This is a genomic window from Pseudomonas sp. FGI182 (assembly GCF_000511325.1).
Lineage (GTDB): Bacteria > Pseudomonadota > Gammaproteobacteria > Pseudomonadales > Pseudomonadaceae > Aquipseudomonas > Aquipseudomonas putida_Z.
This window is the reverse complement of record NZ_CP007012.1, coordinates 3,888,808-3,911,620: the sequence shown is the minus strand read 5'-3', so window position 1 is coordinate 3,911,620 and position 22,813 is coordinate 3,888,808. Positions and strand designations below refer to the sequence as shown.

General features: G+C 60.8%; 23 protein-coding genes, 1 tRNA gene and 1 pseudogene. 14 read left to right on the top strand and 11 right to left on the bottom strand.

The annotated features are described in order from the left end of the window. The first annotated feature begins 20 nt into the window (after positions 1 to 20). Together C163_RS17250 and C163_RS17245 are read left to right on the top strand one after the other, a co-directional pair. Positions 21 to 1,727: a S8/S53 family peptidase gene (locus C163_RS17250; RefSeq protein ID WP_025339919.1), complete on the top strand. Its 1,707-nt coding sequence runs from the start codon at positions 21 to 23 to the stop codon at positions 1,725 to 1,727. Positions 1,728 to 1,811: 84 nt separating this feature from the next. After that, positions 1,812 to 3,254 (top strand): SulP family inorganic anion transporter, encoded by a 1,443-nt coding sequence (locus tag C163_RS17245; RefSeq protein ID WP_025339918.1) that lies wholly within the window; start codon positions 1,812 to 1,814, stop codon positions 3,252 to 3,254. 208 nt (positions 3,255 to 3,462) lie between these two features. Here C163_RS17245 and fusA read toward each other — a convergent pair whose 3' ends face one another. Next, positions 3,463 to 5,574 carry an elongation factor G gene (fusA, locus tag C163_RS17240; RefSeq protein WP_025339917.1) on the bottom strand — a complete coding sequence of 704 codons (2,112 nt, stop codon included), beginning with the start codon at positions 5,572 to 5,574 and terminating at the stop codon, positions 3,463 to 3,465. A 73-nt stretch (positions 5,575 to 5,647) separates the two neighbouring features. Continuing rightward, positions 5,648 to 6,073 carry a hypothetical protein gene (locus tag C163_RS17235; protein WP_025339916.1) on the bottom strand — a complete coding sequence of 142 codons (426 nt, stop codon included), beginning with the start codon at positions 6,071 to 6,073 and terminating at the stop codon, positions 5,648 to 5,650. Positions 6,074 to 6,318: 245 nt separating this feature from the next. Between C163_RS17235 and C163_RS17230 the strand changes: the two genes are divergently transcribed. Continuing rightward, positions 6,319 to 6,621: a hypothetical protein gene (locus C163_RS17230; RefSeq protein WP_015271046.1), complete on the top strand. Its 303-nt coding sequence runs from the start codon at positions 6,319 to 6,321 to the stop codon at positions 6,619 to 6,621. A gap of 3 nt (positions 6,622 to 6,624) precedes the next feature. On the opposite strand, the gene C163_RS17225 is transcribed toward C163_RS17230, so the two are convergent. Both C163_RS17225 and gcvA read right to left on the bottom strand, forming a co-directional pair. After that, positions 6,625 to 7,875, bottom strand: coding sequence for an aspartate aminotransferase family protein (locus C163_RS17225; protein ID WP_025339915.1), 1,251 nt, complete (start codon positions 7,873 to 7,875; stop codon positions 6,625 to 6,627). Positions 7,876 to 8,107: 232 nt separating this feature from the next. Then, positions 8,108 to 9,004 carry a transcriptional regulator GcvA gene (gene gcvA / locus C163_RS17220; RefSeq protein WP_015271044.1) on the bottom strand — a complete coding sequence of 299 codons (897 nt, stop codon included), beginning with the start codon at positions 9,002 to 9,004 and terminating at the stop codon, positions 8,108 to 8,110. A 255-nt stretch (positions 9,005 to 9,259) separates the two neighbouring features. Between gcvA and C163_RS17215 the strand changes: the two genes are divergently transcribed. From C163_RS17215 to C163_RS17205, 3 genes are all read left to right on the top strand, one after another. Next, positions 9,260 to 10,642 carry an amino acid permease gene (locus C163_RS17215; protein ID WP_025339914.1) on the top strand — a complete coding sequence of 461 codons (1,383 nt, stop codon included), beginning with the start codon at positions 9,260 to 9,262 and terminating at the stop codon, positions 10,640 to 10,642. A 60-nt stretch (positions 10,643 to 10,702) separates the two neighbouring features. Continuing rightward, complete coding sequence (locus tag C163_RS17210; protein ID WP_025339913.1) at positions 10,703 to 11,200, top strand: PaaI family thioesterase; 498 nt, start codon at positions 10,703 to 10,705, stop codon at positions 11,198 to 11,200. A gap of 87 nt (positions 11,201 to 11,287) precedes the next feature. Continuing rightward, a complete protein-coding gene (locus C163_RS17205; RefSeq protein ID WP_025339912.1) occupies positions 11,288 to 11,983 on the top strand; it encodes a glutathione S-transferase N-terminal domain-containing protein in 696 nt (231 codons plus the stop codon). Positions 11,984 to 12,156: 173 nt separating this feature from the next. On the opposite strand, the gene C163_RS17200 is transcribed toward C163_RS17205, so the two are convergent. Continuing rightward, positions 12,157 to 13,773, bottom strand: coding sequence for an inorganic phosphate transporter (locus C163_RS17200; protein WP_025339911.1), 1,617 nt, complete (start codon positions 13,771 to 13,773; stop codon positions 12,157 to 12,159). 125 nt (positions 13,774 to 13,898) lie between these two features. Here C163_RS17200 and C163_RS17195 point away from each other — a divergent pair, with 125 nt between their 5' ends. From C163_RS17195 to C163_RS26645, 8 genes and pseudogenes are all read left to right on the top strand, one after another. Then, entirely contained in the window at positions 13,899 to 14,285 is a 387-nt protein-coding gene (locus C163_RS17195) for a DUF488 domain-containing protein (protein WP_015271039.1), read from the top strand. A gap of 184 nt (positions 14,286 to 14,469) precedes the next feature. Then, complete coding sequence (locus C163_RS17190; protein ID WP_025339910.1) at positions 14,470 to 14,901, top strand: GNAT family N-acetyltransferase; 432 nt, start codon at positions 14,470 to 14,472, stop codon at positions 14,899 to 14,901. Positions 14,902 to 15,018: 117 nt separating this feature from the next. Beyond that, complete coding sequence (locus C163_RS17185; RefSeq protein ID WP_025339909.1) at positions 15,019 to 15,408, top strand: helix-turn-helix domain-containing protein; 390 nt, start codon at positions 15,019 to 15,021, stop codon at positions 15,406 to 15,408. A gap of 63 nt (positions 15,409 to 15,471) precedes the next feature. Continuing rightward, a complete protein-coding gene (gene uvrY, locus C163_RS17180) occupies positions 15,472 to 16,110 on the top strand; it encodes a UvrY/SirA/GacA family response regulator transcription factor (RefSeq protein WP_015271036.1) in 639 nt (212 codons plus the stop codon). A gap of 6 nt (positions 16,111 to 16,116) precedes the next feature. Continuing rightward, positions 16,117 to 17,940 (top strand): excinuclease ABC subunit UvrC, encoded by a 1,824-nt coding sequence (uvrC, locus tag C163_RS17175; RefSeq protein WP_013973365.1) that lies wholly within the window; start codon positions 16,117 to 16,119, stop codon positions 17,938 to 17,940. Positions 17,941 to 17,972: 32 nt separating this feature from the next. Then, positions 17,973 to 18,533: a CDP-diacylglycerol--glycerol-3-phosphate 3-phosphatidyltransferase gene (pgsA, locus tag C163_RS17170; protein WP_025339908.1), complete on the top strand. Its 561-nt coding sequence runs from the start codon at positions 17,973 to 17,975 to the stop codon at positions 18,531 to 18,533. Between the two features lie 64 nt (positions 18,534 to 18,597). Further along, positions 18,598 to 18,673 (top strand) — tRNA-Gly (locus C163_RS17165). A gap of 415 nt (positions 18,674 to 19,088) precedes the next feature. Next, a pseudogene (locus C163_RS26645) lies at positions 19,089 to 19,945 on the top strand (IS5 family transposase). Positions 19,946 to 20,043: 98 nt separating this feature from the next. On the opposite strand, the gene C163_RS27360 reads toward C163_RS26645, so the two are convergent. The 6 genes from C163_RS27360 to C163_RS27220 form a co-directional block, all read right to left on the bottom strand. After that, complete coding sequence (locus tag C163_RS27360; RefSeq protein ID WP_177325765.1) at positions 20,044 to 20,385, bottom strand: hypothetical protein; 342 nt, start codon at positions 20,383 to 20,385, stop codon at positions 20,044 to 20,046. 18 nt (positions 20,386 to 20,403) lie between these two features. Beyond that, positions 20,404 to 20,559, bottom strand: a complete 156-nt coding sequence (locus C163_RS27225; RefSeq protein WP_155951636.1) for a hypothetical protein — start codon at positions 20,557 to 20,559, stop codon at positions 20,404 to 20,406. A 52-nt stretch (positions 20,560 to 20,611) separates the two neighbouring features. Then, entirely contained in the window at positions 20,612 to 20,941 is a 330-nt protein-coding gene (locus C163_RS17150) for a DcrB-related protein (RefSeq protein WP_371257949.1), read from the bottom strand. A gap of 220 nt (positions 20,942 to 21,161) precedes the next feature. Beyond that, positions 21,162 to 21,644: an SMI1/KNR4 family protein gene (locus C163_RS27755; protein ID WP_371257963.1), complete on the bottom strand. Its 483-nt coding sequence runs from the start codon at positions 21,642 to 21,644 to the stop codon at positions 21,162 to 21,164. Positions 21,645 to 21,651: 7 nt separating this feature from the next. Continuing rightward, positions 21,652 to 21,774 carry a hypothetical protein gene (locus tag C163_RS27540; RefSeq protein ID WP_256220376.1) on the bottom strand — a complete coding sequence of 41 codons (123 nt, stop codon included), beginning with the start codon at positions 21,772 to 21,774 and terminating at the stop codon, positions 21,652 to 21,654. A 242-nt stretch (positions 21,775 to 22,016) separates the two neighbouring features. Beyond that, a complete protein-coding gene (locus C163_RS27220; protein WP_155951635.1) occupies positions 22,017 to 22,811 on the bottom strand; it encodes a hypothetical protein in 795 nt (264 codons plus the stop codon). Positions 22,812 to 22,813 lie beyond the last annotated feature (2 nt).

Here is a 22,813-nt window from a genome sequence, read left to right as displayed (position 1 = left end):
GATTGAATGGGGCTGAGTGCATGAAGCGTGTTCTGATCTTGTTGTTGTGCCTGTGCAGCCTTTGTGCCGAGGCTGCTGCTGATTCGTTGCGCATCAAACAGCTGCAGCGTTGCGGCGACCTGTTTGGCGATGGCCAGCAGCAATGGTGCCTGCGCGCCGAGGGCCTCGGGGCGCAGCTGCCGACGGTCTGGCTCGGTGGTGTGCGGCTGCCGACAGCCGATTTCGAGCGGCAAGGTGACCGGCTTACGCTGAAATTGGCCGAACAAGCCCTGCGCAGTGCTCCGCTGTGGCTGGAGGACGGCGAGCGCACCAGCAACCCGGTTTGGCTGACCCGCCAGCGCAGCCATGTTGTGGCCGCCGGGCCTGATGAAGTGGCGAAGAACATGGATGGCCTCACCACCTATGTGGACCTGGTAAGCCTTTTGATCGAGGAAAAACATGATGGCCTCGGCGAAGCCCGACGGATCGCCGGGAAGTACGGCGCCCAGGTCGTGGGTGCCATACCGCCGCTGAATATCTACCAGTTGCGCTTGCCGGTGGGCGACCTGGTGCAGCGCGACGCGATGATCCTGCGCATGGGCAGTGAAGTCAGCGTGGATGCAGTGATTGTCGAGGAGTCTGCCCCGGAGCGTGGCGAGGAAGGTAGCGGGCGTGACGCCCTGGCCATCGATCAGGCGGATGAGTGGGCCGCCAACCGCTTCATGGACGCGCTGTACTACTACCAGCGGCGAATTGCCGCTTCCAGCTTGCCGGTGCAACCGGTGCGGGTCGGTGTGATCGAGCGAGAGTTGGACTTCGACGCGCCAGGCTTCAGCCATTATCGAGGGCGCTGCGACCAGGCGCAGACGTGCCTGTATGCGCGCGACGGTGACCGCCCAGGCAGTCACGGTAGCCATGTGGCCGGTATCCTGGCGAACCCGGATGAAGGCTTTTTGCCAAGGCTTGGCAAGCACAGTCCTGGCTTCGAGGTGATTGTCGAGCGCAACTCGGATGCCGGTATCACCGCCAACATCGCTGCATCGGTGAACCTGGTCGAGGATGGGGTGCGGGTGTTGAACTGGAGCTGGGGCATCCATCGGGTAGGCGCGCGCGATGTCAAAGGTGACGAAGTCGATTCGCTGGTGCGTTCCGGGCTGGCCATGAGTGGCTATGAGGAACTGCTCGAGGAGTTCTTCCTGTGGCTGCGCGCCGAGCACCCTGATGTGGTGGTGGTCAACTCGGCGGGTAATGGTGCGTCCTGGTCGGGTACCGATGAATATCGCCTGCCATCGTCGTTCATCACCGAACAATTGCTGGTGGTGGGCGGGCACCAGCGCAGTGACAAGTCAGTGGCGGTCGAACACCCTGGCCATGTGCGCAAGCGCCATAGCTCCAACATCGACATGCGTGTGGATGTCAGTGCGGCGGCCTGCATTCGCCCGGGTGCGGGCGCTGCGCATTGTGGCACGTCGTACGCAACGCCGCTGGTGACTGCAACCGTGGCGACGATGCTGTCGATCAACCCGGCGCTGACCCCCGAACAGGTGCGCATGCTGTTGCGGCGCAGCGCCTTGACCCTGGGCGCCGAGCAGGATTTCGAAGCGATGGACGCCGAGGACCTGACGGCGCCGATCCTGCCGTCTGAGCGTGGCGGCCAACTGAACCACCCCGACCTGGGGCGTTCGGCGCGCCTGGACATGCAGCGCGCTCTGGACCTGGCCGTGCAAAGCCGGGAGCGGGTGCGCTGAACGGTGGCCGCTGCCGGACAAATTCCGTAACATCGCGCCCGCTTGTTTTCGATCCGTCCATCCGGACTGCACCACAGGATGCCCATGAAACCCGCCCGACTTCGCGCCGACGTGCTCGCCGGCCTGACCACCTCATTCGCCCTGGTGCCCGAGTGCATCGCCTTTGCCCTGGTGGCTCACCTCAACCCGCTGATGGGCCTGTATGGCGCCTTTATCATCTGCACCCTGACGGCGCTGTTCGGTGGTCGGCCGGGGATGATTTCCGGTGCCGCCGGCTCGATGGCGGTGGTGATCGTTGCGCTGGTGGTGCAGCACGGTGCGCAGTACCTGCTGGCCACGGTTTTGCTGGGCGGCGTGGTGATGATCCTGTTCGGTTTGCTGCGCCTGGGCAAGCTGGTGCGGTTGGTGCCGTACCCGGTGATGCTCGGCTTCGTCAACGGCCTGGCGATCGTCATTGCCATGGCCCAGCTGGAGCACTTCAAAGAGGGCGGGCACTGGCTCGGCGGTACGCCGCTGTACCTGATGATCGGCCTGGTGGCGCTGACCATGGCGGTGGTCTACGTGCTGCCGAAGTTGACCCGTGCGGTGCCGCCAGCGCTGGTGGCGATCCTTGGCGTTGGTTTGCTGGTGTACCTGCTCGGCCTGCCCACACGCACCCTGGGCGACATGGCGCGCATCGCCGGTGGCCTGCCGCAGCTGGCCCTGCCGGATGTGCCGTGGAACCTCGAGACCCTGAAGATCATCGCCCCCTACGCGGTACTGATGGCCATGGTCGGCCTGCTGGAAACCCTGCTCACGCTCAACCTGACCGATGAAATCACCGAGAGCCGTGGCTACCCGGACCGCGAGTGCGTGGCACTGGGCGCGGCCAACATGGTTTCCGGCCTGTGCGGTGGCATGGGTGGTTGCGCGATGATCGGCCAGACGGTGATCAACCTCAGCTCCAATGGCCGTGGCCGGCTGTCAGGTGTGGTGGCCGGGGTGATGGTCCTGCTGTTCGTGCTGTTCCTGTCGCCGCTGATCGAGCGTATTCCGCTGGCGGCGCTGGTCGGGGTGATGTTCGTGGTGGCGCAGCAGACCTTCGCCTGGGCGTCGTTGCGGGTGCTGCACAAGGTGCCGCTGAGCGATGTGCTGGCGATCATTGCCGTGACCGTGGTAACGGTGCTCACCGACCTGGCGGTGGCGGTGCTGTTCGGCATCGTCATCGCGGCGGTGAACTTTGCCTGGCAGCATGCGCGGGAGCTGTATGCCGACAGCCATGAGGATGCAGAGGAGGGCAAGCATTACCAGGTGCATGGCACGCTGTTCTTTGCTTCGACTACGGTGTTCCTGAACCAGTTCGACCCGGCTAACGACCCGGCCAAGGTGACCCTGGATTGCCAGCATCTGAGCTTTGTCGATTATTCGGCGATTGCGGCGTTGAAGACCTTGCGGGAGCGGTATGCGAGGGCGGGCAAGCAGTTGCGGGTGGTGCATCTGTCCGAGCGCTGCAAGAAGCTGCTGAAGCGGGCTGGGGAGCAGCACTGAGAAGGGTTGTTGGCTGTGCCGGCCTCTTCGCGGCTAAAGCCGCTCCTACAGGGGGTATGCATTCCCTGTGGGAGCAACTGTCTTGTGTTGCCTGTACTGGCCTCATCGCCGGCAAGCCAGCTCCCACAGCGATAGCGCCTGGCTCGAGGCCGATGCGGTCGAGGTGGGAGCGGCTTTAGCCGCGAAGAGGCCAGCACAGGCGAACGAATCACTCCCCGCGGTTCTTCTTGACGATGGCATCGGCAATGCTCGCCGGTGCCTCGGCATAACGGGTAAATTCCATCGAGAAGCTGGCCCGGCCCTGGGTCATGGAGCGCATCGAGGTGGCATAGCCGAACATCTCGCCCAGCGGCACCTCGGCACGGATCACCTTGCCGGCCGGCGTTTCATCACCATCCTGGATCATCCCGCGGCGCCGGCTCAGGTCGCCGAGGATGTCACCCTGGTACTCCTCCGGGGTCACCACTTCCACCTTCATCACCGGCTCCAGCAACACCGCCCCACCTTTCTGCGACAGTTGCTTGGTGGCCATCGAGGCGGCGATCTTGTAGGCCATTTCGTTCGAGTCGACATCGTGGTACGAGCCGTCGAACACCGCCGCCTTCAGGTTGATCAGCGGGTAGCCAGCCAGCACGCCGTTCTTCATCTGCTCCTCGATGCCTTTCTGGATAGCCGGGATGTATTCGCGTGGTACCACGCCGCCAACGATCTCGTTGATGAACTCCAGGCCTTCCTTGCCCTCGTCGCCGGGGGCGAAGCGGATCCAGCAGTGGCCGTACTGGCCTCGGCCGCCGGACTGGCGGACGAAGCGGCCCTCGATCTCGCAGGTGTTGCGGATTTTCTCGCGGTAGGCCACCTGCGGCTTGCCGATGTTGGCCTCGACGTTGAACTCGCGGCGCATGCGGTCGACGATGATGTCCAGGTGCAACTCGCCCATGCCCGAGATAATGGTCTGGCCGGTCTCCTCGTCGGTGCGCACGCGGAATGACGGGTCTTCCTGGGCCAGCTTGCCCAGGGCGATGCCCATTTTTTCCTGGTCGGCCTTGGTCTTGGGCTCCACTGCCACGGAAATAACCGGGTCGGGGAAGTCCATGCGTTCGAGGATGATCGGCTTGTCCATGTCGCACAGGGTGTCGCCGGTGGTCACGTCCTTCATGCCGATCAGCGCGGCGATGTCGCCGGCGCACACATCCTTGATTTCAGCCCGCTGGTTGGCATGCATCTGCACCATGCGGCCGATGCGTTCCTTCTTGCCCTTTACCGAGTTGAGTACCGCGTTGCCGGAGCTGAGCACGCCGGAGTAGACCCGGGCGAAGGTCAGGGTGCCGACGAACGGGTCGGTGGCGATCTTGAATGCGAGGGCCGAGAACGGCTCGCTGTCGTCGGCGTGGCGCTCCAGGTGCTTTTCTTCGTCATCCGGGTCGGTGCCCTTGATCGCCGGGATCTCCGACGGGGCGGGGAGGTAGTCGATGACCGCGTCGAGCATCAGCGGCACGCCCTTGTTCTTGAACGACGAGCCGAGGATGGTCGGCACGATTTCATTGGCGATGGTGCGCTGGCGCAAGGCAGCCTTGATTTCATCGACGCTCAGTTCCTCGCCATCGAGAAACTTCATGGTGAGCTCGTCATTGGCCTCGGCCGCTGCCTCGACCATGTGCGCGCGCCACTCGTCGGCCAGCGCCTGCAGCTCGGCAGGGATGTCTTCTTCGCGGTAGCTGGTGCCCTGGTCGGCATCGTTCCAGTAGATGGCCTTCATCTTCACCAGATCGATCTGGCCGATGAAGTTCTCTTCGCTGCCGATGGCCAGCTGGATCGGCACCGGGTGGTGGCCCAGGCGCTGGTCGATCTGCTTGACCACGCGCAGGAAGTCGGCGCCCTGGCGGTCCATCTTGTTGATGTAGGCCAGGCGCGGCACATGGTACTTGTTGGCCTGGCGCCATACGGTCTCGGACTGCGGTTCGACCCCGTCCGCGCCGCTGAACACCACTACCGCGCCATCGAGCACGCGCAGCGAGCGCTCCACCTCGATGGTGAAGTCGACGTGGCCCGGGGTGTCGATGATGTTGAAGCGGTACTTGTGGGCGAACTGCTTGGTCGAGCCCTGCCAGAAAGCAGTGGTCGCCGCCGAGGTGATGGTGATGCCGCGCTCCTGCTCCTGGGCCATCCAGTCCATGGTCGCGGCACCATCGTGCACTTCGCCCATCTTGTGGTTGACCCCGGTGTAGAACAGGATCCGCTCGGTGGTCGTGGTCTTGCCGGCGTCCACGTGGGCGACGATACCGATATTGCGGTACAGCTCGATGGGCGTTGTACGGGCCATGGCGGACTACCTGCGGATGAGCGGATTCTCCCACGGTAGCAGAACGGGAGAATCCTGCTTTACCGCCGGGCCGTCAGTCGGCCTGGGCTTGCAGCAGCCACTGGCCATCCACTTCGCGGGCCAGGCCGCTGGCAGGCAGCAGGGCCAGCAGGCGCGTGTGCAGGGCGGCTTCGGTGAAGGTCTTGAGGGTGGCCAGGTCCAGTGCGCCGACCAGGTTGAGATCGGCCTTGGTGTACGAAAGCCAGGCCTTTTTCAGGGCCTGGGCGACGTCGCTGCCGGAGGTGCTGGCAAAGCGGCGGTGCCATTGGCGGCCGTCGAAGGTGAAGGTGTGGGCGTGGCTGTAGGTGCCTTGGTCGCCACCTTCGGTGCAGCGATGGCAACGGCACGGGCCTTCGCCGAAGGCGTTGCGCAGGTAGCTGTTGAAGTCCACCACGGGCTTGAGGGACAGGCGTTTGTCGACCTCGAACAGGTCGGCGATCAGGGGTTCTTCGGCGCTCACTCGGGATCCTCGTGTGGTGTGGCGTGCATCGGCGGGCACCCTAACAGATCGGGCCCTTCAGATCACCTTTTGCAGGCCCGGCCTCTTCGCGGGTAAACCCGCTCCCACAAGTACTGCGCAGGCCTTGGGCAATGTGCGGTCACTGTAGGAGCGGGTTTACCCGCGAATAGGCCGGTAGAGACAATGGAGATCACCTGCCGTACTCTACGCGCCCATACGCCTACACACCCACAGAGGTAACCCGCTTGAGCACCAAGTACCCGTACATCGCCACCATCACCGTCAGCGCCGAAGACCGTGGCGGCGACGCCGAGGCCTCGGAAAACCCCAACATGCGCGTTGGCCTGGAAGCGGTGACCGAAACGCTGAAGAAGGTGCATTTCGTCGGTACGCTCGCAGCCCCCGAAAAGAACGCCACGCACATCTGCGTGACCCTGGAGAACGGCCTGACCTACTACGGCCCGATCGTCAACGGTCACGCCGAACTCGAAGGCGGCTGGATTGCCTTCGAGTCCGACATGCTCACTCCGGCAGAACTGGGCTTGTAAGTATCAGTTCAGTTCCGCCAGGCACTGCTCGAGGATATCCAGGCCCTCCTCGAGCACTTCGGCCTCGATGGTCAGCGGTGCCAGCAGGCGGATGATGTGCCGCGCCTTGCCGCTGGGCATCAGCAACAGGCCCTTGGCCCGCGCCGCTTCCATCACCTTGGCCAGTTGCGCCGGTGCCGGGCTGCCGTCGGCATTGACGAACTCGATCCCGCGCATTGCGCCGACGCCGGTCAGGCGGCCGATGAACGGGCTCAGGCCCGAGGCCTTCCAACGCTCGAAGCGGCGCACGATTGCCTGCTCCTGGCGCTCACCCCAGTTAGCGACGTTCTCGTCGGTCATCTGCGCCAGGCTGGCCAGGGCCGCTGCGCAGGCGATCGGGTTGCCTGAATAGGTGCCACCCAGGCCACCTTTGGGCAGTGCTGCCATCAACTCCTTGCGCCCGACCACCGCTCCCAGCGGCATGCCGCCGGCAATGCTCTTGGCCAACAGCAGCAGGTCGGGCTCGATGCCCAGACGCGGGAAGGCGAAGCGCTGGCCGGTGCGGCCGAAGCCCGACTGGATCTCGTCGATGATGATCAGGATGCCGCGCTCGTCGCAGAAGCGGCGCAGGGCCTGGGCGAAGGCTGGGTCAAGGGCGAGGAAACCGCCTTCGCCCTGCACCGGCTCGAAGATGAACGCCGCCACGTCCTCCACTGCCAGCTCGACGCTGAACAGGCGGTCCATGGCCTTGAGGGCCTGTTCGCAGGTAACCCCGGTGTCGGCGCTGGGGTAGGGCAGGTGGTACACCGGCCCCGGCAGTTCACCGACCCGCTGCTTGTACGGGGCGACCTTGCCGTTGAGGTTCAGGGTGGCCAGGGTGCGACCGTGGAAGCCGCCGTCGAAGGCGATGATGGCGCGTTTGCCGGTGGCACCACGGGCCACTTTCAGGGCGTTTTCTGCAGCTTCCGCGCCGCTGTTGGTGAGCATGCCGGCCAATGGGTAGCTGACCGGTACGAATTGGCTCAGTTGCTCCATCAGCGCCAGGTATGGGCCATGGGGGGCTGCGTTGAAGGCGTAGTGGGTCAGGCGAGCGGCCTGGGCCTGGATCGCCTCGACCACAGCCGGGTTGCAGTGGCCCAGGTTGAGTACACCGATACCGCCGACGAAGTCGATGTAGCGTTTGCCGTCGGTGTCCCAGACTTCGGCATTGCGGCCATGGGAAAGTGTGATCGGGTGAACGATGGCAATGGATTGGCTGATACTTTCCTGGTTCATGGGCACGCGGACCTTTGTTCGAGTTTCTTATTATCCAAGCGTGTCGGCAGGTTATTCCGCAAACGAATTATTCGATTGCGGTCATTCCATGGATTCTTGATCTAGCCGTTTTTTTTTGCCTGTGCCGGCCTCTTCGCGGGCTTGCCCGCTCCCACAGGATCACTGCAGGTTCGAGCACAGTGCAGCCTCTGTGGGAGCGGGCAAGCCCGCGAAGAGGCCGGTACAGGTCAAATCAATCCCCCTCTGCCACCCGCTCCCGAATCCACTGCACGAAGGCCCTGACCTTGGGCACTTCGGCCGCATGCTCGGCATGGGCGATGAAGTGCCGGCCATTGCTCGCCACCGGGTGGTCCCAGGCCACCACCAGCTTGCCCTCGCTCAACTCTTCGGCCACCAGGTAGCGCGGAATCAGGGCGATGCCGCAGCCGGCAATGGCCGCGCGGATGCACAGGTAGAACGTGTCGAAGCGGGGCCCGTGGTAGCTGTTCTGGCTATGCAGCCCTAGCCCCAGGAACCATTCGTGCCAGGCCTCCGGGCGCGACACGCACTGCAGCAGGCGGTGTTCGGTCAGCGCCTGGGCGCTGTCGAACCGGTGGTTGGCCAGCAGCTGCGGGCTGCATACCGGCACCACTTCCTCGCTGAACAGTTCGATGCAGGTTGCCCCGGGCCAGGTGCCCTGGCCGAAGAAAAACGCAATGTCGGCCTTGGCCTGCACCAGGTCGAACGGCTCCAGTTCGTTGCGGATATCCAGGTGAATGCGCGGGTAGCGGTCGCCAAAACCCTTCAGCCGGGGTACCAGCCAGCGCGCGCCAAAGGTGGGCTGGGTGGCGATGCGCAGCACTTCGGTCTCGTCGCCGTAGCTGAGGATGTAGCGGCTGGAAATGTCGATCTGGGTGAGGATCTTGTTCACTTCGGTGAGGTACAGCGCGCCTGCCGGGGTCAGGTGCAGGCGCCGGCGAATGCGCTGGAACAGCGAGTGCGACAGCATGTCCTCGAGCTGCGCCACCTGCTTGCTGACGGCGCTCTGGGTCAGGTGCAGTTCCTGGGCCGCGCGGGTGAAGCTGAGGTGGCGGGCGGCCGCTTCGAAGCACTGAAGGGCGGTGGTCGAAGGCATCAGGCGTTTGGACATGACGGGCAAATACCGAGCAAAAAAGGAAGGAGTTCATTCCATAACGGAATCATGTGTTTCGAAAAGGTCGTTTGTTGACCCCGGCCTATAGATTAATACTGACCTGGATCAACGATTACAACCGGTCGTGCGAAGAGGAGGTCAGTACCCGCTTCCGGCATCTGCAAAACAACAACAACGAACATCAGAAATTTATAAGAATTCTGCTCCAGTCTTCAGCCGCCCCGCTGCGGCCGACCCATTCGAGGGTTCTTCATGGCTTCGCTACACAACAACAAACAGCGCTCCCTGCAGCACGGTCTGACGTCCCGTCAGGTATCCATGATCTCCATCGCCGGCATCATCGGTGCTGGCCTGTTCATCGGTTCCTCCAACGCCATTGCCACCGCCGGCCCGGCCATCCTCATCTCCTACGCCATGACCGGGCTGCTGGTCTTGCTGGTGATGCGCATGCTCGGCGAAATGGCCATCGCCAACCCCAACAGCGGCTCGTTTTCCACCTATGCCTCCGAAGCCATCGGCCCATGGGCGGGCTTTACCATCGGCTGGCTGTACTGGTGGTTCTGGGTGCTGATCATTCCGGTCGAGGCCATTGCCGGCGCCGACATCCTGCATGCCTACTTCCCTGGCGTGCCGTCGTGGCTGTTCGCCTTCCTGATCATGCTGGTGCTGTCGGGTACCAACCTGATCAGCGTGAAGAACTTCGGTGCCTTCGAGTACTGGTTCGCGCTGGTCAAGGTGGTGGCGATCATCGCCTTCATCGTGGTCTGCAGCCTGGCGGTGTTTGGCGTCTGGCCGCTGGCCGAGGTGTCCGGGGTCAGCCGGTTGTGGGATAACGGCGGCTTCATGCCCAACGGTTTCGGCACCGTGCTCGGTGGCGTGCTGATCACCATCTTCTCGTTCTTCGGTGCCGAAATCGTCACCATTGCCGCTGACGAAACCGCCAACCCGAAAGACAAGATCCGCCGCGCTACCAACCTGGTGGTGTACCGCATCGCCATCTTCTACCTGGCGTCGATCTTCCTGGTGGTATCGCTGGTGGCATGGAACGACCCGGGCCTGAAAGCAGTGGGTTCGTTCCAGCGCGTGCTGGAAGTGCTGAACGTGCCGGGCGCCAAGCTGCTGGTGGATATCGTGGTGCTGGTGGCCGTGACCAGCTGCATGAACTCGGGCCTGTACACCGCGTCGCGCATGCTCTATTCGCTGGGTGCCCGCGGCCAGGCGCTGAGCGTTACCAAGCGTATTTCCGGCTCTGGCGTACCGACCGTGGCGGTCATCTTCTCGACCCTGGCCGGCTTTGCCGGGTGCTTCGTCAACTATGTGTTCCCGGGCAAGGTATTCGGCTTCCTGCTGTCCACCACCGGCGCCATCGCCTTGCTGGTGTACCTGGTGATTGCCGTGTCGCAGCTGCGCATGCGGGCCCGTGCCGAGCGTGAAGGGCGGCCGCTGGAGCTGAAGATGTGGCTGTTCCCGTGGCTGACCTGGCTGGTGATCGGCACCATCGTCATGGTGCTGGGCTACATGCTGTTCAGCGATGCCTACCGCTACGAGACGCTGATGACCGCCGGGGTGACCGCGTTCATCCTGCTGGTTTCGCTGACCCAGCGGCGCGCCAGGGTGGTCGCCCAGACGGCCTGATGTTTCTGCTTTAATGTGGGGGCGTTGCGCGCCCCCCATATCAATAAGCACAGGAAGCGTATGAACGACCACTCCCTTTCCCTCCAGGCCCTCGCCGCCCCCGACGGCACTTGCTACGGCTGCGGTTGCTCCCACCCCAGCGGCCTGCACCTGCAAAGCCACTGGGACACCGACGGCATCCACCTGGTGTGCCGGCACGCGCCCGACAGCACCTTCATCGGCTGGCCCGGCCTGGTCTACGGCGGGCTGCTGGCGATGCTGGTCGACTGCCACTCCAACTGGACGGCAATGGCTTACCACTACCGCAACGAAGGTCGCGAAGCGGGCAGCCTGCCGCGCATCGACTGTGTCACTGGCAGCCTTGGCCTGAACTACCTCAAGCCAACGCCCATGGGCGTCGAATTGTTGCTCAAGGCGCGTGTGGAAGGTGAAGTAGGGCGCAAGACCCGGGTGCTCTGCGAAGTCTGGGCCGACGATGTGCTGACAGTGACTGCCGACTCGGTGTTCGTTCGCGTCGATACCGAAAAGCTCAAGCTCAAGGCCCACGGCCAGGCCTGAGCCGCCGGTGCTGATGAGTGGTCGGTGATGGTCAGCGGCCGGGGATGTCTCTAGAGTGAGAGGTTCATTCCCCAGGCAAGGTTGATCATGACCGATCTCAGTGCTTTCCCCATTACCCGCAAGTGGCCCGCCAGACACCCCGAGCGCCTGCAGCTGTATTCGCTGCCGACGCCCAACGGCGTTAAGGTGTCGATCATGCTCGAAGAGATCGGCCTGGCCTATGAGCCGCACAAGGTCAGCTTCGACAACGATGACCAGCTGAGCCCCGAGTTCATCTCGCTCAGCGCCAACAACAAGATCCCCGCCATCCTCGACCCCAATGGCCCTGGCGGCCGGCCGCTGCCGCTGTTCGAGTCGGGGGCGATCCTGCAGTACCTGGCGGAGAAGAGCGGCCAGTTGCTCAGCCAGGACCCGGCCCAGCGTTACCAGACCTTGCAGTGGCTGATGTTCCAGATGGGTGGCATCGGGCCGATGTTCGGCCAGGTCGGGTTCTTCCATTTCTTTGCTGGCAAGGAATACGAGGACAAGCGCCCGCGGGACCGTTATGTCAACGAGTCCAAGCGCCTGCTCGGTGTTCTGGACCGGCATCTGAAAGGCCGGGAATGGATAGTCGACGAGTACAGCATCGCCGATATCGCGATCTTCCCGTGGGTGCGTAACCTGGTTGAGCGTTACAACGCCCGAGATTTGGTCGGCTTCGATCAGTTCAAGGAAGTGCAGCGGGTGCTGGCGGCGTTCCTCGAGCGGCCGGCCGTGCAGCGGGGCCTGAGAATCCCAGGCTGATCAGGCAACACTGGCCTTATGTGCATGCACCGGCCATTGTAGGAGCGGCCTTGTGTCGCGAAAGGGCCGCAAGGCGGCCCCGGGATTTCAGCGCTGATGCATAAATCGACGGGGCTGCCTTGCAGCCCTTTCGCGACACAAGGCCGCTCCTACAAGGGGCGTATCCCAGCTTTTCAGAAGATGTGGTGCAGCAGCCAGTACAGGCTGCCGGCCAACAGCATCGCTGCCGGCAAGGTCAGCACCCAGGCCATCAGCAGGTTGACCAGCGTGCGCTTCTGTATCCCCGACCCGTTGGCCACCATGGTCCCGGCCACCCCGGAACTCAGCACGTGGGTGGTCGACACCGGCAACCCGAACATGTCCGCCGCACCAATGGTGCACATTGCCACCACTTCGGCCGAAGCCCCCTGGGCATAGCTGAGATGGGTCTTGCCGATCTTCTCGCCTACCGTCACCACGATGCGCCGCCAGCCGACCATGGTGCCCAGCCCCAGTGCGATGGCCACGGCCACTTTCACCCACAGCGGGATGTAGCGGGTGGCGTCGTCCAGCTGGGTCTTGAACAACAGCACCTGGCTGCGCGTGCCTGCGTCGAACACCACCAGCTGATTCTTCTCGATCAGGCGGATGGCTTCGCTGGTCAGGTACATGTCGTTGCGCACGTTGGCCATGGCTTCGGCCGGTACCCGCTTGAGCGAGCCATAACCTTTGACCTCTTCGCCGATCATGCCGGTCAGTGCCGCCAGCGCCGGTATCAGTTGCGGGTTGGCCCTGGGCTCGGCAATGAACGTGGTCAGCACCTGGCGTGGGTCGGCCGGTGCCGCTTGTGGGGCGCCGCGCACCAGTGCCTGGCGGGTTACCTCGGCGACCGCGGAAAACTGCATGGCCTGTTCATTGGGCATGGTCTTGTTCAATGCGTAAGCCATCGGCAGGGTGCCAACCAGAATCAGCATGATCAGGCCCATGCCTTTCTGGCCGTCGTTGGAGCCGTGGGCAAAGGACACCCCGGTGCAGGTCAGGATCAGTACGCCGCGAATCCACCACGGTGGTGGTGTCTGGCCTTCCGGCGCCTGGTACAGCGCCTTGCGCTTGACCAGCGCGCGCAGTGCCAGCAGCAACAGGGCAGCACAGGCAAAGCCGATCAGTGGCGAGAACAGCACGGCATAACCGACCTTGCTGGCCTGGGCCCAGTCCACGCCGCTGGTACCGTCGCGCCCGTGCATCAGCGCATTGGCCACGCCCACGCCAATGATCGAACCGATCAGGGTGTGCGAGGATGAGGCCGGCAGGCCCAGCCACCAGGTGCCGAGGTTCCAGATGATCGCCGCCAGCAGCAGGGCGAAGACCATGGCGAAACCGGCCGAGGAGCCGACCTGCAGAATCAGCTCCACCGGCAGCAGGGCGATGATGCCGAACGCCACCGCGCCGCTGGAAAGCAACACCCCGAGGAAGTTGCACAGCCCGGACCAGACCACGGCGACGGGGGCAGGCAACGAGTGGGTGTAGATGACGGTGGCCACTGCGTTGGCGGTGTCATGGAAGCCATTGACGAACTCGAAGCCCAGGGCAATCAGCAACGCCAGGCCCAGCAGCAGGAATGGCGTGACCGTGGTGATTACCGTGCCGCTGGCCGTCACATCCTGCTTCAGGCTCCAGGCGGTGTAGGCGATACCGGCCAGCAGCAGGCCGAAGAACAACACCAGGGTGGCTCGCCCGGGCTTGTGGGCAAGTTGCGGGCGGGCATCGCGTTGGGCCAGTTGCGGCAGGCTGGCCAGTGAAGGGGTTGCCATGGTGGCTCCGGTCGGGGGGCAAGGGTGCCGAAGGCCTTGAGCATAGAAACAATTCGTAACCCGGCCGTGACCTCGATCAATGATTTATCTAGGCTCAAGACGGACGGTAGTAGCAGGAGAAACCCATGATTCGCTGCAAGCGTGTCTACGATGCGGTTGAGCAAGACGACGGTCAGCGCGTGCTGGTCGATCGCCTTTGGCCGCGTAACAAGCGCAAGGAAGACCTGCACGGGCAGTGGTTGCGCGAAGTTGCACCCTCGGATGAGTTGCGCAAGGCGTTTCACCAGGGTGAAGTGGATTTCGCCGGCTTCACCCAGCGTTACCAGCAGGAGCTGGCAGCCCACCCCGAGCACTGGTACCCGCTGCTGGACCTGGCCGGAAAGGGCACGCTGACATTGCTTTATGCGGGCAAGGATACCGAGCACAACAATGCCCGGGTGTTGGCTGAATGGCTGGAGGACGAACTGGATCGCCGTGGGCCCGGCAGTTCGCCCGTGTGCTACGCCCAATGAGCGATAATGATTTATCGGGACTGTGCTGACCCCTGTAGGAGCGGCCTTGTGTCGCGAAAGGGCCGCAAAGCGGCCCCAGCAATTTTGCAGGAATGCGAAGACCCTGGGGGCGCTTCGCACCCCTTTCGCGACACAAGGCCGCTCCTACAAACGACAGTGCAAGAGCTGCCAGACCAGAGAACCCATGCCTCTACAACTGACCCCCGCCAACGACTCCCACCGCACCTTCGCCCGCGACCTCACGCGCCGCGCCATGCTGCCGTACTACCGCGAATACGACCTGCTGTGGCTAGAGGAAGCCTTCGACGAAGCCTGGGGCTGGCGCGAGCAGTGGCTGGTGACCGAAGGCGACGCGGTACTCGGCTTCTGCAGCCTCAGCCAGGACCGCCAGGCGCTGTTCATCCGCGAGTTGCACCTGCTACCCGAACACCGTGGGCGTGGGGTCGGCAGCTGGGTGCTGGAGCAGTTGGCACTGTGGGCCCGCCAGCGGCACCTGCCGCTGCTGCGGCTGATGGTGTTTCGCAGCAACCCGGCGCGCGTGCTCTACCAGCGCCACGGCTTCGTCGAAATGGGTGAGGACGAATGCTTTGTGCGCATGCAGCGCACGATCGACTAATAGCTCAATGATGGCTTGTCGCGACTGGTGAGCATCGGCATAGTGAACCCAGGCGTTCACGGCCGCCTGCAGGTGGGTAGGCCGTACATGAGTGTGATCAGGGATAAGGAGCCCCCCATGAATGGAATCGGTCCGCGGCTGCGGGAAGAGCGTGAGCGTCTGGGGATGACCCAGCGCGTGTTTGGCGATATCGGCGGGGTCGAACCCAATGCCCAGGGCAAATACGAGAGTGGTGAACGCTCGCCGCGGGTCGATTACCTGGCGGCATTGGCAACCCGGGGCGTGGATGCACTCTATGTGCTCAGCGGTATCCGCACCCCGGCACCGCTCGAGGGGCTGAGCGCCGATGAGTCCGGTTTGCTGGGGGCTTTCCGGCAGTTGTCGTGCGACGATCAGGCGGCACTCTGGCACTTGTTGCGGCGTTTGACCAACAACGACAAATCCCGGCAGACAGTGAGGCCGCTTACGGTTGAACGTCAGGTGTTTCTGACAGAAGGAATGCGTTAGGTCCGCCGTGAAAAATTTTGTTAAGGTGGCGGGATCCAATCGCCCTGCTGACGAGGTGTGTGCTTGATTAGGGTCTTAGTGGTCGACGATCACGATCTGGTACGAACCGGTATTACACGCATGCTGGCCGACATCGATGGCCTGCAGGTGGTGGGTGAAGGCGATTCGGGCGAGTCGGCGCTCAGGCTGGCCCGTGAACTGAAGCCGGATGTGGTGCTGATGGACGTGAAAATGCCCGGCATCGGCGGTCTGGAGGCCACCCGCAAGCTGCTGCGCAGCCACCCGGACATCAAGGTGGTTGCCGTGACCGTGTGCGAGGAAGACCCGTTCCCCACGCGCCTGCTGCAGGCCGGCGCTGCTGGCTACCTGACCAAGGGTGCCGGCCTTGACGAAATGGTCCAGGCCATCCGCCTGGCCTTCGCCGGCCAGCGCTACATCAGCCCCCAGATTGCCCAGCAGATGGCGCTGAAGCCATTCCAGCCACAGGGTTCGCCGTTCGATGCCTTGTCGGAGCGGGAAATCCAGATTGCCCTGATGATCGTCGGCTGCCAGAAAGTGCAGATCATCTCCGACAAGTTGTGCCTCTCGCCCAAGACCGTCAATACTTACCGTTATCGGATCTTTGAAAAACTCTCGGTCACCAGCGACGTCGAACTGACCTTGCTGGCCGTTCGCCACGGTATGGTCGACGCAAGCCTGTAAAACCTCATGTCCCAAGTTTTCGATGCCAGCGCATTCCTGGCTACCTGCAGTGGTCGCCCGGGCGTCTACCGGATGTTCGACGGCGAAGCCCGGCTGCTTTACGTGGGCAAGGCCAAGAACCTCAAGAAGCGCCTGGCCAGCTATTTCCGCAAGACCGGCCTGGCGCCCAAGACCGCCGCGCTGGTGGCCCGCATCGCCCAGGTCGAAACCACCATCACCGCCAACGAAACCGAGGCGCTGCTGCTGGAGCAGAACCTGATCAAGGAGTGGCGGCCGCCGTACAACATCCTGCTGCGCGATGACAAATCCTACCCCTACGTGTTCCTTTCCGACGGCGAGTTTCCGCGGCTGGGCATTCACCGTGGGGCGAAGAAGGCCAAGGGCCGCTACTTTGGCCCGTACCCCAGCGCCGGCGCCATTCGCGAAAGCCTCAGCCTGCTGCAAAAGGCATTTTCGGTGCGCCAGTGCGAAGACAGCTACTACGCCAACCGCACCCGGCCATGCCTGCAGTACCAGATCAAACGCTGCAAAGGGCCCTGCACGGGCCTGGTGACCGCTGAGGAATATGCCGAGGACGTGCGCCACTCGGTGATGTTCCTCGAAGGGCGTAGCCAGCAACTGGGCAACGAACTCAATGCCGAGATGGAGAAGGCCGCCATGGCCCTCAATTTCGAGAAGGCCGCCGAGTTGCGCGACCAGATCGCCTTGCTGCGGCGCGTCCAGGACCAGCAGTACATCGAAGGCGGCAGCGGCGACGTCGACGTTATCGCCGCCTTCGTCAACCCCGGTGGCGCCTGCGTGCACCTGATCAGCGTGCGCGGCGGGCGGGTGCTGGGTAGCAAGAACTTCTTCCCGCAGGTGGGCATCGAGGAGGAGGTGGCCGAAGTGATGGCCGCGTTCCTTTCCCAGTACTACCTGGGCAATGCCGAGCGCGAATTGCCGGGTGAACTGATCGTCAACGTGGTGCACGAAGACTTCGCAGCCATCAGCGAAGCCCTGCAGACCCTGCGCGGCCGCGAGTTGACCATCAGCCACCGGGTACGCGGTACCCGCGCCCGCTGGCAGCAGCTGGCGGTGACCAACGCCGAGCAGGCGCTCAATGCCCGCCTGGCCAACCGCCAGCACATGGCCGCACGTTTCGAGGCCCTGGCCGAGGTGCTGGGCCTGGACGAGGTGCCGCAGCGCCTGGAGTGTTACGACATCAGCCATTCCAGCGGCGAAGCCACCGTGGCCAGCTGCGTGGTGTTCGGCCCCGAAGGCCCGCTCAAGTCCGACTACCGCCGCTTCAACATCGAAGGCGTCACCGCTGGTGACGACTACGCCGCCATGCACCAGGCCCTGACCCGCCGTTACGGTCGCATCAAGGATGGCGAGGGCAAGCTGCCCGATGTGCTGCTGGTGGACGGCGGCAAAGGCCAGCTGAACATGGCCCGTGACGTGATGCAGGAGCTGGGCTTCAGCGACTTGACCCTGCTTGGCGTGGCCAAGGGCGTGACGCGCAAGGCCGGTTTCGAAACCCTGTACCTGAACGACGTGCACCATGAGTTCACCCTCAAGGGCGACTCACCGGCCTTGCACCTGATCCAGCAGATCCGCGACGAGGCCCACCGTTTCGCCATCACCGGCCACCGCGCCCGCCGCGGTAAGGCCCGCCGGGTGTCCAGCCTGGAGGATGTGGCCGGGGTAGGGCCCAAGCGCCGGCGCGACCTGCTGAAACATTTCGGCGGCCTGCAGGAGCTCAACCGCGCCAGTGTCGATGAAATCGCCAAAGCACCCGGCATCAGTAAAAAGCTTGCCGAGTCGATTTATGCCAGCCTGCATAGCGAGTAGAATGCGGGCTCAACTTGCGGCCAGTCGTACCGATGAATATTCCAAACCTGCTCACCGTTCTACGCGTCCTGCTCATCCCGATCTTCATCCTGCTGTTCTATGTGCCCTATCACTGGAGCTACATGGCTGCCAGCAGCGTGTTCGCCGTTGCTGCCGCCACCGACTGGCTGGACGGCTACCTGGCGCGCCGCCTGCAGCAGAGCACGCCGTTCGGTGCCTTCCTCGACCCTGTGGCCGACAAGCTGATGGTGGCGGTGGCCCTGGTGCTGCTGGTGCAGACCCACGCCAACTTCTGGCTGACCCTGCCGGCCGCGGTGATCATCGGCCGCGAGATCGTGGTTTCGGCGCTGCGCGAGTGGATGGCCGAGCTGGGCGCGCGGGCGCATGTGGCGGTGTCCAACCTCGGCAAGTGGAAAACCGCGGCGCAGATGCTGGCGCTGGTGATCCTGCTGGGCAACCCGCCGGCGGTGACCTTCTGGGTAATCCTCGGCTACGCGCTGCTGCTGGTGGCGGCGGGGCTGACCCTGTGGTCGATGGTGCACTACCTGCTGGCCGCCTGGCCGCACCTGCGCGAAGGCTCTGAGCAGAAATAAAAGTTTTTTTGAATCAAGGGGTTGACGCTGTTTTAGAAATCGCTAGAATGGCACCCATCACGACGCGGGAATAGCTCAGTTGGTAGAGCACGACCTTGCCAAGGTCGGGGTCGCGAGTTCGAGTCTCGTTTCCCGCTCCAAATATAGATTTACAGGGTTCCATGGAAATCTGTAAATCATTGAAAAAAGACGCTTCGGCGTCTTTTTTCGTTTCAGTCAGATCCATCAGGATCCATGGGCATTCGGGCCTTTCCAGGCTTTGTACGAAATCCCAAGAAACCCAATCACCGCCCCTCGAACGCTGAAACTTTGCAGAGTCCCCCCGCATCGACGGAAAGGCATTCTGTGATGGCTAAGCGTTACGAATACTCGGACGAGGTGTGGGGTGTGGTCTCCGATCTTCTTCATCAAGCCCAGCAGTTACCGGCTGAGGGTGGGGGCGCCTGCAGCATCCACGAACTAGGCTCTGTACGAAATCCCGAGAAACCCAATCGACGCCCTTCGGAAGCTGAAATTCTGTAGGGTTCCTGGCCATCTACGGAAAGGAATTCTGTGATGGCAAAGCGTTACGAACTCTCGGATGAGGCTTGGACTGTGGTTGCCGATCTCTTCACTGAAACCCATGGTCGGGGGGCGGCCCCGCCTGAGTGATCGGCTGATGCTCGATGGCATGCTCTGGGTGCTCTGCTCGGGTGCTGCGTGGCGAGATATGCCGGAGCGATTTGGCCCGTGGTCAACGGTGTATCAACGGTTCCGGGGCTGGCGAAACCAGGGGACGTTCGATCAGATGCTCAAACGCTTGCACCTGAAATTGAATGAGCAAGGCTTGATCGATTTGCAAACCTGGATGATAGACTCAACTGCTGTACGCGCAACCCGAGCCTCTTCTGGCGCCGGGAAAAAAGGGGGCCTGACGAGCCTGCCGATCACGCTCTAGGCCGCATCGCGGCGGCCTGACAACCAAGATCCACATGCTCTGCGACGCCAACGGAACACCGTTGCGCTTCCTTCTCTCTGGCGGTCAAGCCAGTGACATCAGCTACGCCCAGCCACTGCTGGACGAAGTCAGCATTCCATCAAGCCAACGAGGTCGTCCGCGCAAGCGCTGCAAATGGCTGCTTGCCGACAAAGGCTACGACGCCGAAGCGCTGCGCCGCTACTGCGACCAGTACCGCATGCAACCCGTCATCCCGATGGGCTCAATGAAGCGCAAACCCAAGCCTGGCTTACACAGACTGTTTGATCGGCCCAAATATCGGCAGCGCAACATCATCGAGCGCATGTTTGGCTGGCTGAAAGAGAACCGCCGCATCGTGACACGCTTCGATAAGCTCGCGAAAAGCTATGCCGCCATGGTCTCACTGGCTTGTTCCATGCGGTGTCTGCGACATCTTTTTTCGTACAGAGCCTAGGTGAGAAAATTTGTTTGGTTCTGGAGGGGGCTCCGCGCCTCCAGAAGGTATGGATTAAACTCTTCTTTTGTTGTTTGGGTCGAAAGGGTGATGGCAAATTATAGGTTTCTTGAGAAAATGTGGAGCAATGTTCTATTGAGGTCGTCGTTGTTGAAGCTTACTGAGGAGATGTCAAGTAGGATCGTATTTAATAGACCTTGTCGTGTTAGTGATTCTGGGGGTTGTACTGAAATTTTTAGTATTTTATCTTTTAGTTCATAAGCTATGGTATCAAATGGTCTTCCGTTGGACTGGTCGAACAGTTCGCAGTATATGTCATCTTCGTTTTCTTCTTTGGTGATGTCAATGTAACAGCCTTGCTCTCCCCATTTTATGTATACGTAGGATAGTTCGTCGTCATCACTTATTGCATAATCAATGTCTGTGGCTTTAACTTTCATAATGTTTCCTTTGTTGTTCTAGCAAGGACATTTCCAGCCCTTGCCGCCATTCTTGATTTTGTTCAGCTGTCCTTTGCTGAATTTTACTATCTTGCCGTTATTGTCGACGATTAGCTCGTCAACATCCAAGTGTCGGGCGATGCCCATGCGGGCGGCGTGAACGATCTGCGCCATGGCTTGCAAGCTCCAAAAGTTCTGAATGGGGTTGACCTGGGTGGTGAAGGAGTCAGGTGAATCGGAGCTCTTGTTTGATTGCGCGCCAGTGCTCGATGTCGTCGCTACTCAAAGGACTTGGCTTGCTGTAGTTGATCACCAGCAGCCGGTGCTGACCTGGAATCATGCAGGCGGCCTGGAGCTGGAAGTTGGGCTTGTCCCCCACCTTGAATTCAATGGCCATTTCGCGAGCTTTGACGGAGTGCTCACCTCCCCCCAAACGCGCGATCTTCGTGGGTGTGATGGTCAATGCCCCGGACTTTTTTCGCAGCATCCGCAGTTGGTCATCGATGGCTTGGTCCAGAGTCTTGTCGTTGGCGACGGGGCTGCGCGCCATTACCAACGTGGTGTCTCGAGCACGAAAGTTTGCAGCATGTTGAGCGTCAGGTCTTCAGGTGCTTCCTCGCCTAGGTCGGAAGCGGCGGCAACAGATACTGCTGAGATGTCTGTTGTTCGCCTGCTTTGGTTGACCATAAAGTAGTATTGATTTGAGGGTGGTTGCAGATCTATCTGCAATCGCCGTCAGTGTTTATAACGCCACGCAGATGGTGATATTTATATAATTATGGTTTTCTCGGTCCTCTTATGGCGTCGAGGAAAGTGCGAAAATTGGGAGCGACAAGTATTGCGCGCGAGGGATCGGATAGTTGCTCTGATCTCGTGTATCTAATAACTCCGGTTGCTGTGTCAATCCAGAAGTTGTTGTCGCCAGCGTCACCCGCGAAAGGGATGTTTTTTGAAAGAAAGCAGGAGTTAGCTTTGTGATGAATTATTCTTAAGTCTAGTTTTTCTATTGTCGACATTAATCTTGAGTGTGTCTGGTTTGGGTGCGCGGGTATAAAGTTGAACGCTTCGATTTCTAGGAGGTTGTAGTCGTCTGGCTTTAAGGTGTTAATGTCTTCTCTGTAGATATAGGCGCCGCCATCAAAGTATCCTCCATTATAGGTGGAGTAAAATGATATTAGGCTGTCTCTTCCAGGGAAATTGTTAGGGAATATCTGTTTTAATGAGTTAATGCTCAATCCTGGCAGTGAGTCGTTGAGCATGATGTCATTATGGGTAAATGGCTTTTTCTTGTCCATTTGTCTTAACCTTTGCGTAAAGTGGATTTTTATTAATGGCACCACTTTGCATGTTGGTGTATTGGGCTTGGAATTTTGCGAAAGGGAGTTCCATGTTTTTCTCCTGTGGGCAAGTGGTTTTATTTGGTGGCAACAGACATACTGCTGGATGTCTGTTGATCGCCCTTTTCGCTTAGTGAATGGTCAGCTCGACATTCATCATATCCATGCCTTCACCGCGTTCCATGGCTCTGGTTGTGCTGACTTGATCGGAGAGTCCCTAGGGCAGGAGCGGCAGTAATAGATATACATCTATATTGGTTTCTATTGTTCACTCACTCCAATTGCTGTGAGTTTTTATATTTTGTCCATGATATCTTGCTGTTCGGAAAACCAAAATTTTATAGCTGAGTCATTAATTCCGTTTGTGCCTGTCCAGAAGTCAATGGGGTATCGCCAATCAGATTTTGATGTTTTTGCGGATTTTGAAAAGGGAGGTGTGTATTCATAGATATAGCCTGGGTGCAAAGGGGATTGCAAGATTCCGGTAAATCCGAGAGTTTCTAGTAGGCCTCTGATTTCTTCTTTTGGAAAATTTAAGTGCTTATTGTTGCTTAGTCTTTTAAGCAGCGATGTGGGGGTCTCGTTTATTGGAGAGATGGCTAGTTCGCTTAAAAGAACTATGAATCTCTCGTTTGTGAATTTTTTTGGTGCTGGTAGATTAGTGTCTAGTTGTAAATAGAGAGCTAGATCTGCAGGAGTCATGCTTCTTAATGAGCCGTAGAGATATCTGGAACAGTTGATAAGTGTCAGGTCTATGGTTTGAGTCTCGAAGGCTCCGCAAGTTTTGCAGTAAACGTCGAGTCCTTGGTAAGTGTGGCGTGGTAACTTTGATGCAACTGAAAAGGCCGAAAAAGCGGCTCTGTATTCAGGTTTGAAGTTTTGAACCCCGTAGAGGAAGTGATCTGTAACAAGTTTTTTGGATGTTGATTTGAGTGAATGGTCAAGCCACCTCAGGCACTCGTCGTGAGACATTTTTTTTGGGGGGATGTATAGCTCTGATTCAATCAAGATGCTGATATCTTCGTCATGGCTGTCTATACCTATAGAGTAATTCTTTAACGCTTTTTTGGTTCTGGCTGGGATTTTCATGA

Bases quoted from the DNA above. Each gene is read 5' to 3' on its own strand.
- C163_RS27360 (WP_177325765.1), bottom strand. From the start codon at position 20,385: ATGAAAGTTAAAGCCACAGACATTGATTATGCAATAAGTGATGACGAC.
- C163_RS27220 (WP_155951635.1), bottom strand. From the start codon at position 22,811: ATGAAAATCCCAGCCAGAACCAAAAAAGCGTTAAAGAATTACTCTATA.
- C163_RS27540 (WP_256220376.1), bottom strand. From the start codon at position 21,774: ATGGAACTCCCTTTCGCAAAATTCCAAGCCCAATACACCAACATGCAA.
- C163_RS17195 (WP_015271039.1), top strand. From the start codon at position 13,899: ATGATTCGCTGCAAGCGTGTCTACGATGCGGTTGAGCAAGACGACGGT.
- fusA (WP_025339917.1), bottom strand. From the start codon at position 5,574: ATGGCCCGTACAACGCCCATCGAGCTGTACCGCAATATCGGTATCGTC.
- C163_RS17250 (WP_025339919.1), top strand. From the start codon at position 21: ATGAAGCGTGTTCTGATCTTGTTGTTGTGCCTGTGCAGCCTTTGTGCC.
- gcvA (WP_015271044.1), bottom strand. From the start codon at position 9,004: ATGTCCAAACGCCTGATGCCTTCGACCACCGCCCTTCAGTGCTTCGAA.
- C163_RS17245 (WP_025339918.1), top strand. From the start codon at position 1,812: ATGAAACCCGCCCGACTTCGCGCCGACGTGCTCGCCGGCCTGACCACC.
- uvrC (WP_013973365.1), top strand. From the start codon at position 16,117: ATGTCCCAAGTTTTCGATGCCAGCGCATTCCTGGCTACCTGCAGTGGT.
- C163_RS27225 (WP_155951636.1), bottom strand. From the start codon at position 20,559: ATGGCGCAGATCGTTCACGCCGCCCGCATGGGCATCGCCCGACACTTG.
- C163_RS17200 (WP_025339911.1), bottom strand. From the start codon at position 13,773: ATGGCAACCCCTTCACTGGCCAGCCTGCCGCAACTGGCCCAACGCGAT.
- C163_RS17215 (WP_025339914.1), top strand. From the start codon at position 9,260: ATGGCTTCGCTACACAACAACAAACAGCGCTCCCTGCAGCACGGTCTG.
- C163_RS17225 (WP_025339915.1), bottom strand. From the start codon at position 7,875: ATGAACCAGGAAAGTATCAGCCAATCCATTGCCATCGTTCACCCGATC.
- C163_RS17210 (WP_025339913.1), top strand. From the start codon at position 10,703: ATGAACGACCACTCCCTTTCCCTCCAGGCCCTCGCCGCCCCCGACGGC.
- C163_RS27755 (WP_371257963.1), bottom strand. From the start codon at position 21,644: ATGCTCAACGACTCACTGCCAGGATTGAGCATTAACTCATTAAAACAG.
- C163_RS17205 (WP_025339912.1), top strand. From the start codon at position 11,288: ATGACCGATCTCAGTGCTTTCCCCATTACCCGCAAGTGGCCCGCCAGA.
- C163_RS17185 (WP_025339909.1), top strand. From the start codon at position 15,019: ATGAATGGAATCGGTCCGCGGCTGCGGGAAGAGCGTGAGCGTCTGGGG.
- C163_RS17190 (WP_025339910.1), top strand. From the start codon at position 14,470: ATGCCTCTACAACTGACCCCCGCCAACGACTCCCACCGCACCTTCGCC.
- pgsA (WP_025339908.1), top strand. From the start codon at position 17,973: ATGAATATTCCAAACCTGCTCACCGTTCTACGCGTCCTGCTCATCCCG.